Source organism: Kocuria sp. ICS0012, assembly GCF_001665945.1.
Lineage (GTDB): Bacteria > Actinomycetota > Actinomycetes > Actinomycetales > Micrococcaceae > Kocuria > Kocuria marina.
This window is the reverse complement of the sequence record NZ_LZMM01000041.1, coordinates 21073-36751: the sequence shown is the minus strand read 5'-3', so window position 1 is coordinate 36751 and position 15679 is coordinate 21073. Positions and strand designations below refer to the sequence as shown.

General features: G+C 69.9%; 10 protein-coding genes and 1 tRNA gene. 6 read left to right on the top strand and 5 right to left on the bottom strand.

Going from position 1 to position 15679, the window contains the following annotated elements; all coding sequences use genetic code 11:
* Positions 1-100: 100 nt before the first annotated feature.
* Positions 101-499: an SRPBCC family protein gene (locus A5728_RS06655; protein ID WP_064846301.1), complete on the bottom strand. Its 399-nt coding sequence runs from the start codon at positions 497-499 to the stop codon at positions 101-103.
* Between the two features lie 100 nt (positions 500-599).
* Here A5728_RS06655 and A5728_RS06650 point away from each other — a divergent pair, with 100 nt between their 5' ends.
* The 3 genes from A5728_RS06650 (at position 600) to A5728_RS06640 (ending at position 5604) form a co-directional block, all read left to right on the top strand.
* Entirely contained in the window at positions 600-1640 is a 1041-nt protein-coding gene (locus tag A5728_RS06650; protein WP_156523403.1) for a hypothetical protein, read from the top strand.
* A gap of 598 nt (positions 1641-2238) precedes the next feature.
* Positions 2239-4389 carry an ATP-dependent DNA helicase RecQ gene (locus A5728_RS06645; RefSeq protein ID WP_064846299.1) on the top strand — a complete coding sequence of 717 codons (2151 nt, stop codon included), beginning with the start codon at positions 2239-2241 and terminating at the stop codon, positions 4387-4389.
* A gap of 81 nt (positions 4390-4470) precedes the next feature.
* The gene (locus tag A5728_RS06640) at positions 4471-5604 is read left to right on the top strand and encodes a glycosyltransferase (RefSeq protein ID WP_082943293.1); all 1134 of its coding nucleotides are present in this window, start codon (positions 4471-4473) and stop codon (positions 5602-5604) included.
* A 21-nt stretch (positions 5605-5625) separates the two neighbouring features.
* Here A5728_RS06640 and A5728_RS06635 read toward each other — a convergent pair whose 3' ends face one another.
* Positions 5626-7128, bottom strand: a complete 1503-nt coding sequence (locus tag A5728_RS06635) for a lipopolysaccharide biosynthesis protein (RefSeq protein WP_064846298.1) — start codon at positions 7126-7128, stop codon at positions 5626-5628.
* A gap of 10 nt (positions 7129-7138) precedes the next feature.
* On the bottom strand, positions 7139-8260 hold the full coding sequence (locus A5728_RS06630) for a glycosyltransferase (protein ID WP_064846297.1): 1122 nt from the start codon (positions 8258-8260) through the stop codon (positions 7139-7141).
* 200 nt (positions 8261-8460) lie between these two features.
* On the opposite strand from A5728_RS06630, the gene A5728_RS06625 reads away from it, so the two are divergent.
* Positions 8461-8549: transfer RNA gene (locus tag A5728_RS06625), tRNA-Ser, on the top strand.
* 179 nt (positions 8550-8728) lie between these two features.
* On the top strand, positions 8729-10687 hold the full coding sequence (locus A5728_RS06620; protein ID WP_064846296.1) for a S8 family serine peptidase: 1959 nt from the start codon (positions 8729-8731) through the stop codon (positions 10685-10687).
* A gap of 141 nt (positions 10688-10828) precedes the next feature.
* On the opposite strand, the gene A5728_RS06615 is transcribed toward A5728_RS06620, so the two are convergent.
* Positions 10829-12319 (bottom strand): MDR family MFS transporter, encoded by a 1491-nt coding sequence (locus A5728_RS06615; RefSeq protein ID WP_064846295.1) that lies wholly within the window; start codon positions 12317-12319, stop codon positions 10829-10831.
* Positions 12320-12565: 246 nt separating this feature from the next.
* Here A5728_RS06615 and A5728_RS06610 point away from each other — a divergent pair, with 246 nt between their 5' ends.
* Positions 12566-14569, top strand: coding sequence for an FAD/NAD(P)-binding protein (locus A5728_RS06610; protein ID WP_064846294.1), 2004 nt, complete (start codon positions 12566-12568; stop codon positions 14567-14569).
* A 159-nt stretch (positions 14570-14728) separates the two neighbouring features.
* Here the strand turns inward: A5728_RS06610 and A5728_RS06605 are convergent, their stop codons facing one another.
* A complete protein-coding gene (locus A5728_RS06605) occupies positions 14729-15664 on the bottom strand; it encodes a sugar-binding transcriptional regulator (RefSeq protein WP_064846293.1) in 936 nt (311 codons plus the stop codon).
* Between the last annotated feature and the right edge of the window lie 15 nt (positions 15665-15679).

Genomic DNA, 15679 nt, shown 5'->3' with positions numbered 1-15679 from the left:
GCGCGGGGCATTTCCGTGTCCGCTCGCATTCGGGGCCCGGGGCGAGCGGCCTTCGGCGCCCCGGACCTGCCCGCGTGCAGCGCCTCTGGCCGAGTCGCGCTCAGTGCGCCGGGCCGACCCGTACGAGGCGCGCGAGCGCCCAGCCCATGAGCGGGCGGTAGGCCAGCAGGACGGGGGCGGGGCCCTGGATCCTGACGTCCGCGCGGGAACCGCCGCGCGGGGTGGGAGCGACATCGTGCGTGAGCTCCAGTGTCATGGGACCCACGCGCACGCGCCAGGACCACGAATGCAGGTTGGCGCGGACGCTCATCACACGGAACGCCGCGGGCACCACGCCCAGGGCCGTGACCACGCCCGAGGTGCCGGGGGCCAGGGTGGCGGAATCGGCGCGGACGTTCGTGAGGTGGGGAGCCCACACGGTCCACAGATCGAGGCGCTCGTAGTGCTGCCACACGTCCGCCGGGCGAGCGGGGCCGGTGCGGGTCACGGTCATGTCCATGGCACCAGTGTGCCCGGGATCCGCACGGACGGGGGCGTCACGCAACGGTAAGTCCACTGTCGATTGTGGGGCGAGCCGGCGGGCTGGGATCATGGGGCGCATGGACCCGGCCTATCACGTAGACGTCTTCACCGATCCCGGGCTGTGCTCCGCGATCTTTAGTCGATTGCAGCACCGCCACGGCGGGGACGGCTCCGGGGACTACCAGCTCGTGCGCCGGGACAGGACCATCCCCCTGCGCCCCGACAACAGCCTGGACGTGGACGCCGTGCGCGCGTGGTCCCGCGAGGGTGAGGCCGATTTCCAGGTCGTGATCACGGAGATCCCCCGGCGGGCGGGCAAGCTGCCCAAGATGGCGGAGCTGCACTTCGAGGACGGGCTCGTGATCATCTCGCTGCCCGCGCTGGGCTGGCGGGGGCTCACGACTAAACTGGAACGCGCCATCTTCGACCCCCTGGACACCCTGGCCCATCAGGACCTCCCGGACGTCCAGGACCGGCGTGTGCGCTTCGGAGTGGTCCACGAGCAGGACGTGGACACCGGGCGTTCCGTGTTCATTGCGTCGCCGTGGTGGTGGCCAGGTCGCATCCGCCTGGTCCTGGGCATGGTGCGCACCAACCAGCCGTTCCAGGACGTCACCAAGCTCAAGCGCATGTGGGCAGCGGCCTCGGCCACCGGCGCGTTCGGCGTGTTCTACTCCTCCATCTGGCAGATGTCCCTGGCGTTGCCCCCGTGGCGGCTCGCCCTGATCTCGCTCCTGGCGGTTGGGGCCATGGTGGGGTGGCTGATGTTCAGCAACCGCCTGTGGGACCCGCCCCGGCGGCTCGGCAGTCGCGTGGAGGCCGCGATGTACAACGCCTCCACGATCGCCACGCTGCTCGTGACGGTTCTCACGTTCTACACCGTGCTCATGGCGGGGATCCTCGTGGCCGCTCTGGTGGTGATCGAAGTCGGATACATGCAATCCGTGATCGGAGTCTCTCCCTCGCTGAGCAACTACGTGGACATCGCGTGGCTCTCTGCCTCGCTCGGCACGATCGCCGGTGCTCTCGGGTCGAACTTCGACAGCCACGCGGACATCGAGCGGTTGACGCACGGTCAGCGGAACGCCGAGCGGGTCGAGAAGGACGACGACCGCTGACACGGGTCCCCATGACGGGCATTCGGGGCGTCCGAGCTGTCCCCATTTTGCGCTACGAATCAGCGCCGCCGTCCGGTCGATTGCGCGCAATGGAAGCGGGGAATCGGCCTCCGACATGGGAGAACATGCGCTTGAGTTGATTTGTCCACAAAACAGCGATGCGCGATGCGCGTCCCGATGGGCGCTGGAAATCCCCGTGCCGGTGTGCCAGCATGAACGTATCGCACCACGGGCCAATGAGTGATGCGCGGTCATGACCGGGGGGAATACGGGCCGCACATCCACCATAGATTCGTACGCGTTCCACGCTGGGGGGCGTGGTGTGTCCGGGTCACCCGTGAGGCGACGGTACGAGGTTCATGCCGGGGGGCATGTGCTTCGAGCGGACCTGATCCGCGCCGGTTCTCCGGCATATGCGTCCGCTGCGCCGCATGGACTCCTTCGGGGGAATGAGTCCTGGCGCAGCGGACGCAACGCGTTAAGGGGTCGTACGCCCGGCCCGGCGCGTCACGGGGCCTGATGCAGAGGGCCGCACCTCGCGCCGTGGTAGGCGCTCCGGTCGCTTCTGCGTGTCCGAACCTGCTGGGACACTCGAGTCATGACCGCGCCCGCGAACACCGCACCCCTCCGGGACCGAGCCCTGCACCACCTCCGTGAGCTCACGGGGAACCCGCACGCCGATTTCCACCCCGGTCAGTTCGAGGCCATCTCCGCACTCGTCCAGGAGCACCGGCGGGCACTCGTGGTGCAGCGCACCGGGTGGGGGAAATCGGCGGTGTACTTCCTGTCCGCGCTGTTGATGCGGGCCCAGGGCTACGGCCCCACGCTGATCATCTCCCCGCTGCTCGCACTCATGCGGGACCAGGTCGCGGCGGCCCAGCGCGCGGGTGTCCGCGCCGCGGCCATCTCGTCCGCCAACCCCACCGAGTGGGCGGAGATCTCCGCGGCACTGGATCGCGGTGAGATCGACGTCCTGTTGGTGTCCCCGGAACGCCTCAACAATCCCCGTTTCCGGGACGAGCAACTCCCACAGCTCGTCTCCCGGCTCGGACTGCTCGTCGTGGACGAGGCCCACTGCATCTCGGACTGGGGTCACGACTTCCGCCCGGACTACCGGCGAATCAAGGACCTGCTCGCGGACCTCTCGGACTCGGTGGCCGTACTGGCCACCACGGCCACCGCCAACGAACGCGTGATCAGGGACGTCCGGGAGCAGCTCGGGGTGGGCTCCGGGTACCGCGGCGAGGTGTTCACCCTGCGCGGTCCGCTGTCCCGCGCGTCCCTGCGGCTCGGCGTGCTGCGACTGCCCTCCACCGCCACACGGCTCGCCTGGTTGCTCGAACACCTGGACCAGCTTCCGGGCAGCGGGATCATCTACGCGTTGACCATCGGGGCGGCGGAGGACACTGCCCGAGCGCTGACGGAGGCGGGCCATCCCGTGGCGGCCTACACCGGTCGCACGGACGCGGCGGAACGCGAGGAACTCGAGGTCGCCCTGAAGGAGAACCGGGTCAAGGCCCTTGTGGCCACGTCCGCGCTGGGCATGGGCTTCGACAAACCGGACCTGGGTTTCGTGGTGCACCTGGGAGCGCCGTCGTCCCCGGTGGCGTACTACCAGCAGGTGGGGCGCGCGGGGCGCGCGACCGACACCGCGGACGTCCTGCTGCTACCGGGCGGCGAGGACCGGGAGATCTGGGAGTACTTCGCCACCGCGTCCATGCCCACCGAGGAGAAGGCCACCGCGGTGCTCACCGCGCTCGCGGAGAACGGCGGCCCGTTGTCGGTGGCGGCTCTCGAGCCGCGGGTCAACATCAAACGCACCCCGCTCGAGCTGTTGCTCAAGGTGCTCGCGGTGGACGGCGCGGTGGAACGGGTCTCCGGCGGCTGGCAGAGCACGGGCCGGCCCTGGACCTACGACGCCCCGCGTTATGAGCGGGTGCGCAAGGCCAGGATCGCGGAACAGCAGGCCATGATGGATTACCAGTTCACGAGCGAGTGCCGCATGCGCTTCCTCACCCGCCAGCTCGACGATGCCACCGCGGAACCGTGCGGTCGGTGCGACGTGTGCGCCGGGCCGTGGTACCCCACCACCGTGCATTCCGACGCCTCCGCCGCCGCGGACGCCGCCCTGCACCGGGCCGGTGTCCCCGTGGAACCGCGCGCGCAGTGGCCCACCGGCATGGATCGATTGGGGTTGCAGGCCAAGGGGAAAATCCCGGAAACGGAACGCGCCGAACGCGGCCGCGCCCTGGCCCGGCTCACCGATCTCGGGTGGGGGCAGCGGTTGCGGGAGATCTTCCGCTCGGACGAGCACGGCGATCCCGTGGATTCGGTGGTCACGGCGGACCTGGGACGCGCGAGCATCACCGTCCTGGCGCAGTGGGACTGGCAGGAACGGCCCACCGCGGTCGTGGCCATGCCGTCACTGTCCCGCCCACAGCTCGTGGACTCTCTGGCCCGCGGGCTGGCCTCCGCGGGGCACCTGCCGTTCTGGGGCTCGCTCGAACTGAACCCGGACGTCCCCCGCGGCTCCCACGGCGGCAACAGCGCCTACCGGCTCGCCGAGGTGTGGGACCGGTTCCTGGTCCCGGAGCCCCTCGCGGAACAGTTGGCGCGGGCGCCGCGGGCGAGCGTGCTGCTCGTGGACGACCTCGTGGACAGCCGGTGGAGCCTCACGGTCGCGGCCCGGCAGTTGCGCCTCGCCGGGGCGGACGCGGTGCTGCCGTTCGTACTCGCCGCCCAGGGGTGAATCGGGCCGCCGTGGGATGGATCGGGCACTCTTAAGGGGACACCCAGGCGACGGGACACGTGTGTAAATTATCCTTGCGACATGGTCAAACACCCGCAACCGCCGCTCGTGGACATCGTGATCCCGGTCCACTCCACCTCGCGGCCTTTGCACCGGGCCGTGTCCTCGGCATTGCGTGCGGCTCCCGGTGCGGCCCCCGGTCAGTGCCGGGTGACGGCGGTCGCGCATCACCTCACCGCCGAGCAGGTGCATTCCATGTTGAGCGTCGAGCAACGCGCCGTGGTGGACGTCATCGAGTCCGAGGACCGGGGGAGTACCGCGGCCGTGCCGCGCAACGAGGCGCTGCGACGGACCAGCGCGCGCTACATCAGTTTCCTGGACAGCGACGACACCCTCGATCCCGGCGCGGTGACCCGGTGGCTCAGGATCGCCGAACGGCGCGGTAGCGACCTGGTCATGCCCTTCCAGCACCACGAGAACCCGAGGGTGGACATCACCCCCATCGTCAGGCCGTTGCGCCGTTCGGATCTGGATCCCGTGAAGGACCGCCTGGGGTACCGCAGCTCGGCGTTCGGCCTCGTCCGGGTCGACGCCGCTCGGCAGATGGGCGCCCGGTTCGACGAGTCCGTGCGCACCGGGGAGGACCAGTCCTTCGTCATGGCCCTCTACGCGGGTTCCCGCCGGATCGACTCCGCGCCGGGCACGCCCGGTTACCTCGTCCACGCCGATGCCGACGCGCGTGTCTCCCGGCAGTCCCTCCCAGTACGCGACGAGGTGGCCGCCGCGCTGGACCTGACACGCGAACCCTGGTTCCCAGGGGTCCCGGACGAACTGAAGCGGTCCTACATCCTCAAGTACATCCGCGTGAACTTCTTCCCCGCTCTGGAACACGCCGTGCGCTCGGGGACCTGGGACGCCAACTACGCGCGGTCGGCGAACGCCGTGTTCGGCGAACTGACGCAGTACGCGCCGCACGTGACGGACCAGCTCTCGCTCGCGGACCTGCGGGTCGCGCAGTTGTTGTCCCCGGGCGCGGGGGAGCGGGAGTTGCTTGCGGCCCTGGCCGAGCGACGTCGTTACACCACGCCGGGGGCGCTGCTCACCGAGCGCTGGACCCGGGTGCTGGGCCGGCAGGCACCCCTGCGGGTGGTCGCCGCGAGCGCCGTCCAGATGCTGCGTTACCGCTGGGCGCTCGCCGCGGGGTCGCGGAACTGAACCGACCGCCGTCGTGATGGGTCAGCCGCGACGGAACCTGCGCATGACCATGGCCACATGCGGTGCGAGATCACGCCATGAGATCGCACACCACAGCGCCAGGAAACCCACGGTCGCCAGGACGGTCACGAGCACGCCCTGGTGCGTGAACACGAGCCACAGCCCGGACAGGATCAGCACGTACCCCAGCACCACCCGGAACATGAGACCGGACCATTTCATGCGGTCGTGGACCCACACAATGATCAGCGGCCCCACCGCACTGATGAGGCAGCCAACCAGGTACCCCATGGCCGCGGCCATGACACCGAGCCGCGGACCCCACCACAGGACGGTGGCGACGCCCAGGATCAGCCCGAGCGCGTTGCACGCCGCGAGCGCGCGGACCCCCCAGCTCTCCCCGCCGTTGAGCCGCGAGTTGGAGGCGTTGAAGCTCGTGGCGGAGACCGCGAAGAACAGGACGATGAGCAGGGGGACGGCCCCGGTGAACTCCTCGGCGCGGGCGTTGTAGAGCCCGTGAATCACGTATGGCGCCCAGAGGATGCCCACGCCGAACACGGGTAGGAACATGAGCACCATGACCCGCAGGATGGAATCGAGCTGCTGTTTCATGCCGGTCATGTCCCCGGCGGTGAACATGCGGGCCACGGCCGGCGCGAGGGCCACGAGCATGGAGGAGGAGAGCATGCTGGCCGGCGTCGCGATGCTCACCGCGGCGGAGTACTGACCCACCGCGGCGGGGGTGTCGTAGTGCTTGCCGAGCATCATGGACAGTTGCAGCAGACCCGAAGCGGTGAGGATGTTGATGGACGCCCACGCCGTGAACGAGTTGATCTGCCGTTTGAGGGATGTGGGCAGCGGGCCGCCGGAACGGTGCGGCCAGCCCGGGATCGCGTAGATCAGGTAGCCCAGGCTCAGCGGCACCAGCAGCAGCGGTGTGAAACCACCCAGCAGCACCACGAGCAGGAGGGTCAGGGTGATCCCCGAGCTGATGCAGTCCCACACGGCCGTGGTCACGAACTGGTTGTTGCCGGTGCGCACACCGCGTACGAAGTTATAGGCGGACAGCGCGATCACCAGCAGGCCCGCGGACAGCGCGTAGCTTGGGGGCAGGTGCAGGAAGTACGTGGCCACCACGACCGCCACCACGGCCAGCACCGCCGAGGCCAGGGCCGCGGTGCGTGACGCGTAGACCGCCACGGACAACTGCTCCTCGCGGTGTTGCTGACCGCGTGCCATGGCAATGAACTTGGCCGCCGCGTTGCCCGAGGCCTGCGGCCACAGCAGGACCAGGAACAGGGCCAGGGAGATGGCCAGGTTGACCCGCCCCAGGATCTCACTGCCCAGGATGTTGCCCACCAGCAGGCTGTACCCGAAACGGGAGAGTCCCTGCACGAACACGGCGATCACGGTTAACGCGAACGACGAACCGATGGGGTTGTCCCGGTTCTCGTGATTCGGCGGGGGGAAGAGGATTCCCCGCCACCGCCGAGAGGGGGAGCCTGAGGTGGGGGAGGATGTCACATCCTGGAGTTTATCGACTCGCGTGTCGACCGGACGCATCCCGCGTCACGGCACGGTAGAGCCGGGAGAACTGCGCACCGATCTCCGCGCGGGAGAACCGGGAGCGCACGGTGGCGGCGATGGCGGCCGGATCGGCCTCACGGAAGCGGTCCCGCGCGGTCTCGATCGCGTCCGCGAGCACGGGGACGTCCCAGCTGTGGGTGAGCACCGAGTTCTCGGGGGTGCAGTAGTCGTCGAACCCACCGCTCAGGGGGACCGCGGCGGGCCGTCCGGCCGCGATCGCCTCGGCAACCGCGGTGAAGAAGTTCTCCTGGGCGCTCGGGAGGAAGAAGATGTGCGCGTCGGAGAGCCGCTGGGCGATCTCCGCCGGGGGGACCGCCCCGGTCAGCTCGACCCGGTCCTCGATGCCCAGCTCACGGGCGGTCTGCGGGAGGGACTCCATGAGGGGGCCCTTGCCCACCAGGGTGTAGTGCACGTCCACTCCGCGGCGCACCAGTTCCGCGACGGTCTCCAACGCCAGGACGGGGCGTTTGCGATCGATGAGTGCCCCCACGCCCACCAGTCGCAGGGGCGGGCTCGCCGGGAACTCGGCGGCCGGGTGAGGGTTCTCCACGACGCACGGCACCACGTGGGTCGCCCCGGGGCGGGAGAAGCGCGCCATCTCGGTGCACAGTTCGGCGGTCACGCCCGTGACCACGTGAGGCAATCGCAAGGCATGCCGCAGCCACGCCAACCGCTGCCACAGCGGATTCACACTCGCGGGATTGACCACTCCGTTCCAGTGCTCGGTGTGTACCCAGGGCAGCCGTCGCACGGCCCAGGCCGGTGCGCTCAGCAGGACCGCGGAGAACGCCATCGTGTGCAGCACGTCCGCGCCGCGCAGCCCGGCGGAGAGAACGCGGGTCACGTGCGCGTAGGACCGCGGATCCGTCACGTCGAGCCACACGCGGGTGACAGGGATGCGCTGGTAGACCTCTTGCTCCGTGGTGTGCGCGCGTCGACCGATGTTCACGTGCACCACCGCGACGTCGTGGCCCGCTTCCTGCAGCGCCCAGCAGTGCTCCACGATGAAGGGGGTGCGGCTGGGGGTTTCCGCGTCGGGGAACCACGCGGTGACGACGAGTGATCGCACGGGACGAAGACCTTTCGGGAGGAAGCGGACGGAGCACAACGCCCCGCACCATGACTACCACGCCGGGGTGTGCTGCCGCTGCATCCCGGCGGGAACGACGCGCCCGCCGCTTTGACCGCTCGCGCACCGTGCCGATAAGCTGACGTCCGTTGTTTTGGGATGAGCCTGTTCTCATGGAACTGGAGCATCACGAACGACACGGAGACGTGCCAGAGCGGCCGAATGGACTTCACTGCTAATGAAGGGTCCGGGTTAAACCGGACCGGGGGTTCAAATCCCCCCGTCTCCGCGAAATGTCGAGGGCCCCACACGTCATGTGGGGCCCTCGTTCGTGTCGGGGGTACCCTCGCGATATTTACATTGGTAAAGTCCGTGGCACTCGCAGTCCGGTGCTCCCGCCCACGGGCGTCAGCCACCTCGATCCGGTGCTGATCCCGCCTCCGCGAGCTGATTCCCGAGGGGGAAATCATGCCACGACGCTCCGCACGAACACTTCTCACGTTGTCCGTCTCCGCGCTGTTGCTGGCCACGGCCGCACCCGCGGCGGCCGCACCCCCGGAGGGACCCACCCCGGAACAACAGGCTCAGACGAAACCCCCGACCGTGGGCGGCGTCGAATCCCTCGGAAGAGGAACGGGCGCCCAGGGCAAGGTCCTGGCGGAAACCGACCGGGTCGTGGTGAAGTTCAAGGACCACGTCCCCGAGGCGCAGAAGGAAGAGGTCCTGACCGAGGTGGAGACGGCCACCGAGATCGAGGACCCGGAGATCGTCAAGACCACGGGCAACGCCGAGCAGGTGGTGGAATCCGACACGATGCTCGACAAGGCGGAGCAGCAAGCGGTGGTCGAGACCCTCGAGAAGGACCCCGCCGTGGAATCGGCGGAACCGGACCTGATCGTGGTCAACGGGCTCGCGGCGCACGCGGCGTCCGCCCCGAACGACCGCTACTGGAACTACCAGTGGGGTCCCCGCAACATCGGCGTGCCCTCCGCGTGGTCCCACGGCACGGGCAATGGTGTGGTGATCGGAATCGCGGACACGGGCCAGATCAACCACCCGGACCTCAATCAGCGCACGGTGCGCGGGTACGACTTCCTCTCGGACCTGTACCACTCGCGGGACGGCAACGGGCGGGACGGCAACCCCCAGGACGAGGGCGACTGGAGCCCCGGACGGCCCAACTGGTGGCACGGTTCGCACGTGGCCGGGATCGCCGCGGCCCACACCAACAACCGCACGGGTATCGCCGGGGTGGCCCCGGACGCCCGGATCCAGCACGCCCGCGTCCTGGGAGCGGACGGCCGCGGGTACGTCTCGGACATCGCGGACGGTGTGATGTGGTCCGCGGGCATCGCCATCCCCGGGGTCCCGCGCAACACGACCCCCGCCAAGGTCGTGAACCTCTCCGAGGCGTGGGACGCTCCCACGTGCGCACCCGTCATGCAGAACGCGGTCAACCGCATGCACAAGATCGGGGTCCCGCTCGTGGTCGCGGCCGGGAACGCGGGCAAGAGCGCCAATCTCGCCGCCCCCGCCAACTGTGGCGGCGCGATCGTGGTCGCCGCGACGTCGTCCCAGAACCGGATTACCGGCTACTCCAACTGGGGGCCCATGGTGGACGTCGCAGCCCCGGGCGGGGACACCAACGCGCCGATCTGGTCCACGGTCAACACGGGGGCGTTCAGCCTGGGCGCTCCCTCGTACGGGGACCTGAGCGGGACGTCCATGGCGGCGCCGCACGTGTCCGGGGTGATCGCGCTCATGAAGGAACGCAACCCGAACATCGGCGTGGAGGCCATCCGCAAGACCCTGCGGGACACCGGCGTGAACGTGAACGGTTACCGCAAGGTGGACGCGGTGCGCGCCGCCCGCGCGGTGGCGCCCACCACGCGCGGGGCGATCGCCACGTACTACAAGTCCCACGGCGGGGCGGGCGTCTACGGCAATCCGACCACCGGGGAGCGGGACACGGGCGTGGGCGGCGTCGTGCAGCACTTCGTGAAGAACGGGCGCACCACCAAGCTCTACTGGTCCTCCCGCACCGGGGTGCGCGAGGTCCGCACGTGGACGGGCATCGGCTCGCGCCACGAGGGCCTGGGCGGTGCCCGCGCGGTGGGCATCCCGTTCAACAACGAGCAGCGCACCGCCACGGGAGGCTACTACCAGAGCTTCGTGGACCCGCGTTCGGGCAAGACCACCAAGATCCTGTGGAGCGCTCGCACGGGTGCGCAACCGATCGTCGAGAGCTCGGGCATCGGCCGAGTCTGGGTCCGCAAGGGGTACGAGACCAAGGCGGGGTACCCGATCTCCCCGGAGGTCCGCACGTCCACCGGCGCCTACCAGCGGTTCCAGAACATCAAGACGGGCGAGCGCACGCAGTACACCTGGACCCCGCGCGGGGGTGTCAAGGTCACCCGCATCAAGTGACCGCCCCGCGGTGATCCACCCGCTGCATTCCTGGCCCGAAAGGGCACGCCACCGATTGGCAGCGTGCCTTTTCGGGCCTCGGATGTTCTCGAGCGGTTCGTGGGCGGGGTACGACAGCGCTGCGGCATCCGCGCGCGAACATTACCGAGCGGCGTCGTCCCCCACGCGGGTCAGTTCCGTGGGGGTGGAGCGGCGCATGAAGCACGTGAGCACGAGGACGGTCGCCGCGATCACCGTGGCGGTGACGAATGCCGCGTGGACGCCGGGGATGGAATCGGTCACGGTGGTGCCGTCGGCCTGTCCATGAATCACGGTGCCGGCCTGCAGGACGCCCACGAGCAACGCCGTGCCCGCGCCGCCGGCCACCTGTTGCAACGTGGACAGCGTCGCGGAACCGTGCGAGTACAACTGCGGCGGCAGCGGGTTCAGCCCGGAGGTGAACGCGGGCGTGAAGATCAGCGCGAGCCCCACGGACATGGAGATCTGCAGGGTCACGATCCACCACACGGGGGTGTCGGACTGCAACCGGGAGAAGCCGAACATCACGAGGGTCAGCAGTGCGGCGCCGGGAACAGCCAGGGGGCGGGGGCCGAACGCGTCGAACAACCGACCCACGAGCGGTCCCAGCAGACCCATGATGAGCCCACCGGGCAGCAGGATCAGGCCGGTCTGCAGGGTGTCCAGCCCGCGGCCCGTCTGCAGGTAGAGGGGCAACACGATCACCCCGCCGAACAACGCCATCATGCCGAGCGCGAGCACCGCCACGGAGACCGTGAAGTCCCGGTGCCGGAACGTGCGCAGGTCCAGGAACGGTTGGTCCTTGCGCTGCAACCGGATCTGCCGCCACACGAACAGGGCCACGAGGACCACGCCCAGCGCGAGCACGGTGGCACCGCCGGCGGTCGTGGAAAGCCAGCCGGACTCGGCGCCGGCGTGGGAACCGGCGGCCCCCACCACGGACAGGCCCTGGACCAGGGAACCGAAGCCCAGCACGGACAGCACCACGGACAGCAGGTCCAGTGTGAGGCTCCCGCGTTCGCTCACGTCCCGCAACCGCAGCAGGCCGATCACCAGGGCTAGCAGGACGATGGGCAACACGAACCAGAACACCGTGCGCCACGGAAAGTGCGCCAGGATCAACCCGGACAGCGTGGGACCCAGGGCGGGGGCCACCGAGATCACGATGGACACGTTGCCCATCACCACCCCGCGGCGCTGCTGGGGGACGAGCATGAGGATGGTGGTCATCAGCAGCGGGAGCATGATCGCCGAGCCGAAGGCCTGAATCACGCGCGCGGCGATCAGCACCCCGAAACTCGGGGACAGCGCGGCCAGCAGGGTCCCGGCCGCGAAACTGCCCATGGCCAGGGCGAAGACCGCGCGGGTACTGAAGCGTTGTAGCAGGAACCCGGTGGTGGGGATCACCACGGCCATCGTGAGCATGAAGGACGTGGTCACCCACTGCACCGTGGCGGCGTCCACGTGCAGGTCTCCCATGATGTGGGGCAGCGCCACGTTCAGGACGGTCTCGTTGAGGATCACCACGAACGCGGCCACGAGCAGCACCGCAATGGTCCCGGTGGTGCCCTGGGGGGCGAACGTGCGTGGTTCGGCCGGAGCGGCAGAGGACATGGAGAGGTTCCCAGCGTTGGAGCGGACGGGGTCGGGCGGGCCTTCCGGGGCCGGGCCCCTGTAAGGGTAACGGTCACAGACGAGCGCGTGCACATGCGCATCGGGAGCGGTCTGCCAGGCCCGCGGCACGCCCGCGGGTGGTGTGCTGGTCGGTCCGTCGAGCACTCGAGCGCGACACCGGCCGGACGTCCACGTCGGATTCATGCCCGGCCCGAACGGGGGTCACCCTTCGTTATCCTGAAGGACGTGGTGATTCAGCAACGCGTGGTGGTGGTGGGAGCGGGCCCCAGAGGCCTGTCCGTGGTGGAACGGCTCGCGGCGCACTCCGCGGCCCACGGGATCCGCGTCCACGTGGACCTGGTGGATCCTTTTCCTCCCGGACCGGGGCACGTGTGGCGCACCGACCAGTCGGAGCTGTTCCTCATGAACACCCCTTCTCTTTTCCCCACCGTGATCGCCGCCGACGGCGCATTGGCAGTCCCCGCGCTGGAGCCCCTGCGGGGGGTGAGCTTCGAACGGTGGCGCCGCGGCGTCGTCGCCGGGGAGATCACCCCGGTGAGCCCGCTCACGGACGAGCAACGCGACCAACTCGCGCGGCTGACCCCGCAGGGGTACCCGCCGCGCGCCACGTACGGGCGCTACCTCGCGTGGGTCTTCGCGACCCTGCGGGAGAACCTGCCGCGCACCGTGGAGCTCGCGGTGCACCGCGCCGAGGCCGTGGACGCGTGGGTCAGGACGGACGGGCGTCATCGCTACTCCGTGGAACTCGCGGGCGGTGTGGTGCTGCCCGCGGACGCTGTCGTGCTCGCGCTGGGCCACCTGGACGCGCACCTGCGTCCGTCCCAGAAGGAACTCGTGGACGGCGCCGCCGAACACGGGCTGACGTACTGGCCGCCCACCGTGCCCGCGGACGCCGCGTGGCCCGATCTACCGCACGGCGAGACGGTGCTCGTGCGGGGCATGGGCCTGAACTTCTGCGACGCGCTCGCCCAGCTCACCGAGGGGCGGGGAGGCCGCTTTACGACCGATCTGGACAACCCCGAACGGTTGGTGTACCACCCCTCCGGACGGGAACCGAAGATCGTGGCGGGCTCGCGTCGCGGAACGCCGTACCGGGCGAAGCCGCGGCTCCGGGGGTACTACGCGGCGTCGTTGCAGACCCGCTTCTTCACCGTGGACGCGGTGCGCCACGTTGCGGCCTCGAGCCCCGGCGAGCTGTCCTTCGACCGGCAACTCGGACCCCTGATCCGCAAGGACGCCGTGTGGAACTACTACGTGGTGCTCGCGCGCACGGCACCGGACGCGTTCCTGGGGGACCCCCGGGCGTTCCTGGACCGGCTGGATGAAATCCTCACGGATCGCACGGACGTGAACTGGGCGCGCAAGAGCGATGCGCTGATCTCGGACTCGGTGGTCCCCGGGCGGCAACTGCAGCAGGCCCGGCTCGCTCGGCCCTTCGAGGACGTGAGCTTCGCGAGCCACGACGAGTACGCGGCCGCCGTGGTGCACTACCTGGACCGGGACGTCCACGGGTCCCTGCAGGGTGAGGACGATCCCGTCAAGATGGCGATCGCGTCCCTCAATGCCGCGCGCAGCGTGCTCAAGTGCGTCCTTGCGGAGATCGGCATCTCGGACTCGTCCTGGGTCCACGAGCTGCAGCGCGAGTTCGAACCCTTCGTGGAGGGGCTGGCCTCCGGACCGCCCGTGCTGCGGATCCAGCAGCTCGCCGCGCTGACCCGCGCGGGGATCGTGCGGTTCCTGGGCCCCGAACCGCGCTTCGTCGTGGACCGCTCCGAGGGTTACTTCGTGGCCGCGTCCCCGTGGGTCGAGGCGGCACCCGTGCGCTCACGGTGGATGATCGAGGCCATGTCCCCGAGCAACGACGTCCACCGCAACATCTCCCCGCTGCTCACGCACATGCACGAGCGCGGCCTGGTGCGCGCGAAACTCATGGAGACGCGCGACGGCGCGAGCCCCGAGACAAGCACGGGTCTGGACGTCTCGCGCGAGCGTCCGCGGGGTGCCCACGACGACGACGCCGCGGCCGGCTCGTTCGTCTACCGCGCCGTGGGGGACAAAGACGCGGTGGAACCGGGCATCCACGTGATCGGTCTACAACTGTCCTCGGTGCAGTGGGGTGTGTCGATCGCGGCCGAGGCCGGTGCACCGGCCCACCTGGGTGCCCGGACCATCGCGGACGCGGACGCCATCGCCCGGGAGATCCTGGGGGAGCCGCGCGCCCGGCAGTGATCCGGTCCGGGCGGCGTCATACGGGGAGTGACCGTGCGCGGAGCAACCGCGCGCCATGGGACCGGGACGGGTGGGCTCGGGCCGGCGCCGCCGGGATCACGTCGACCCGGCCGGGATCGCGCCGAACCATGCGGGTCCCACCACAACCGCGCCGTCGGCTCAGCCCAGGAGGGTGCGGGCGGTGCGTTCGTCGGTGACGAGGTGGGACACGTACCCGGCCCGCAGTGCCGCGCGCAGGACCGGGGTCTTCGCTGTTCCGCCGGCCACGCAGATCCGGATCTCCTTGTGCCGCAGGGAGTCCAGGGGGATGGCCACGGTGCGGGCGTCGAGCTCGGGCACGGCGGGGTTGCCGGCGTCGTCAATGAAATGCGAACACAGGTCACCCACCGCGCGCTGCGCGACCCCTTCCCGCTCCTCGGTGGTCAGGTAGTCGCGTGCGAGCAGGGGTGCGTCCCGTCCGGCGGAGCCCACGGTGAACACCGCCACCCGGGCGCTGCGGCCCAGGTCCAGGACGTACTCGATGTGCCGGTCCTGCGCCACGAGGCGTTTGACCTCGGGGCTGTCGAAGAGCGCCGGGAGGGGCAGCGTGTGGGGGTAGGCGTTGAACGCGGTGCAGAACATCCGCACGGTCTCGAAGTGCCCCGCCGCCGGTGAGGCCAGGCTGCTGCCGCCTTTGAGCTGGACCATGTGCACGCCGCTACGCGGTTGGGGGGTCAGCGCCTGGGCCACGGCGCGCATGGTGCGACCCCACGTGATGCCCACGAGATCGCCGTCGGCCACATTCTCCTCGAGCATGCGCGCCCCGGCGGCACCCAGGTTGTGCAGCAACTCGTGCTCGGTCTCCGCATCGGCCACCACGGTGGCCTGGGCGAGCCCGAACGCGGAGCACAGCTCGCGCCCCACGTCCGTGGACACCGTGCGGGGGTCCCGGATCTCGATGCTCACGAAACCGCGCTCGCGCGCGTGCTGCAGCAGTTTGGACACCGTGGGGCGGGACATGGCCAGTGTCCGGGCCACCTCCGCCTGGGACAGGCCGCGTTCGTGGTAGAGCCGGGCCGCCTCCAGGGACTGGACGTCCCGCGCGGTCAGCTCCACGACGGCGCTCCGGTC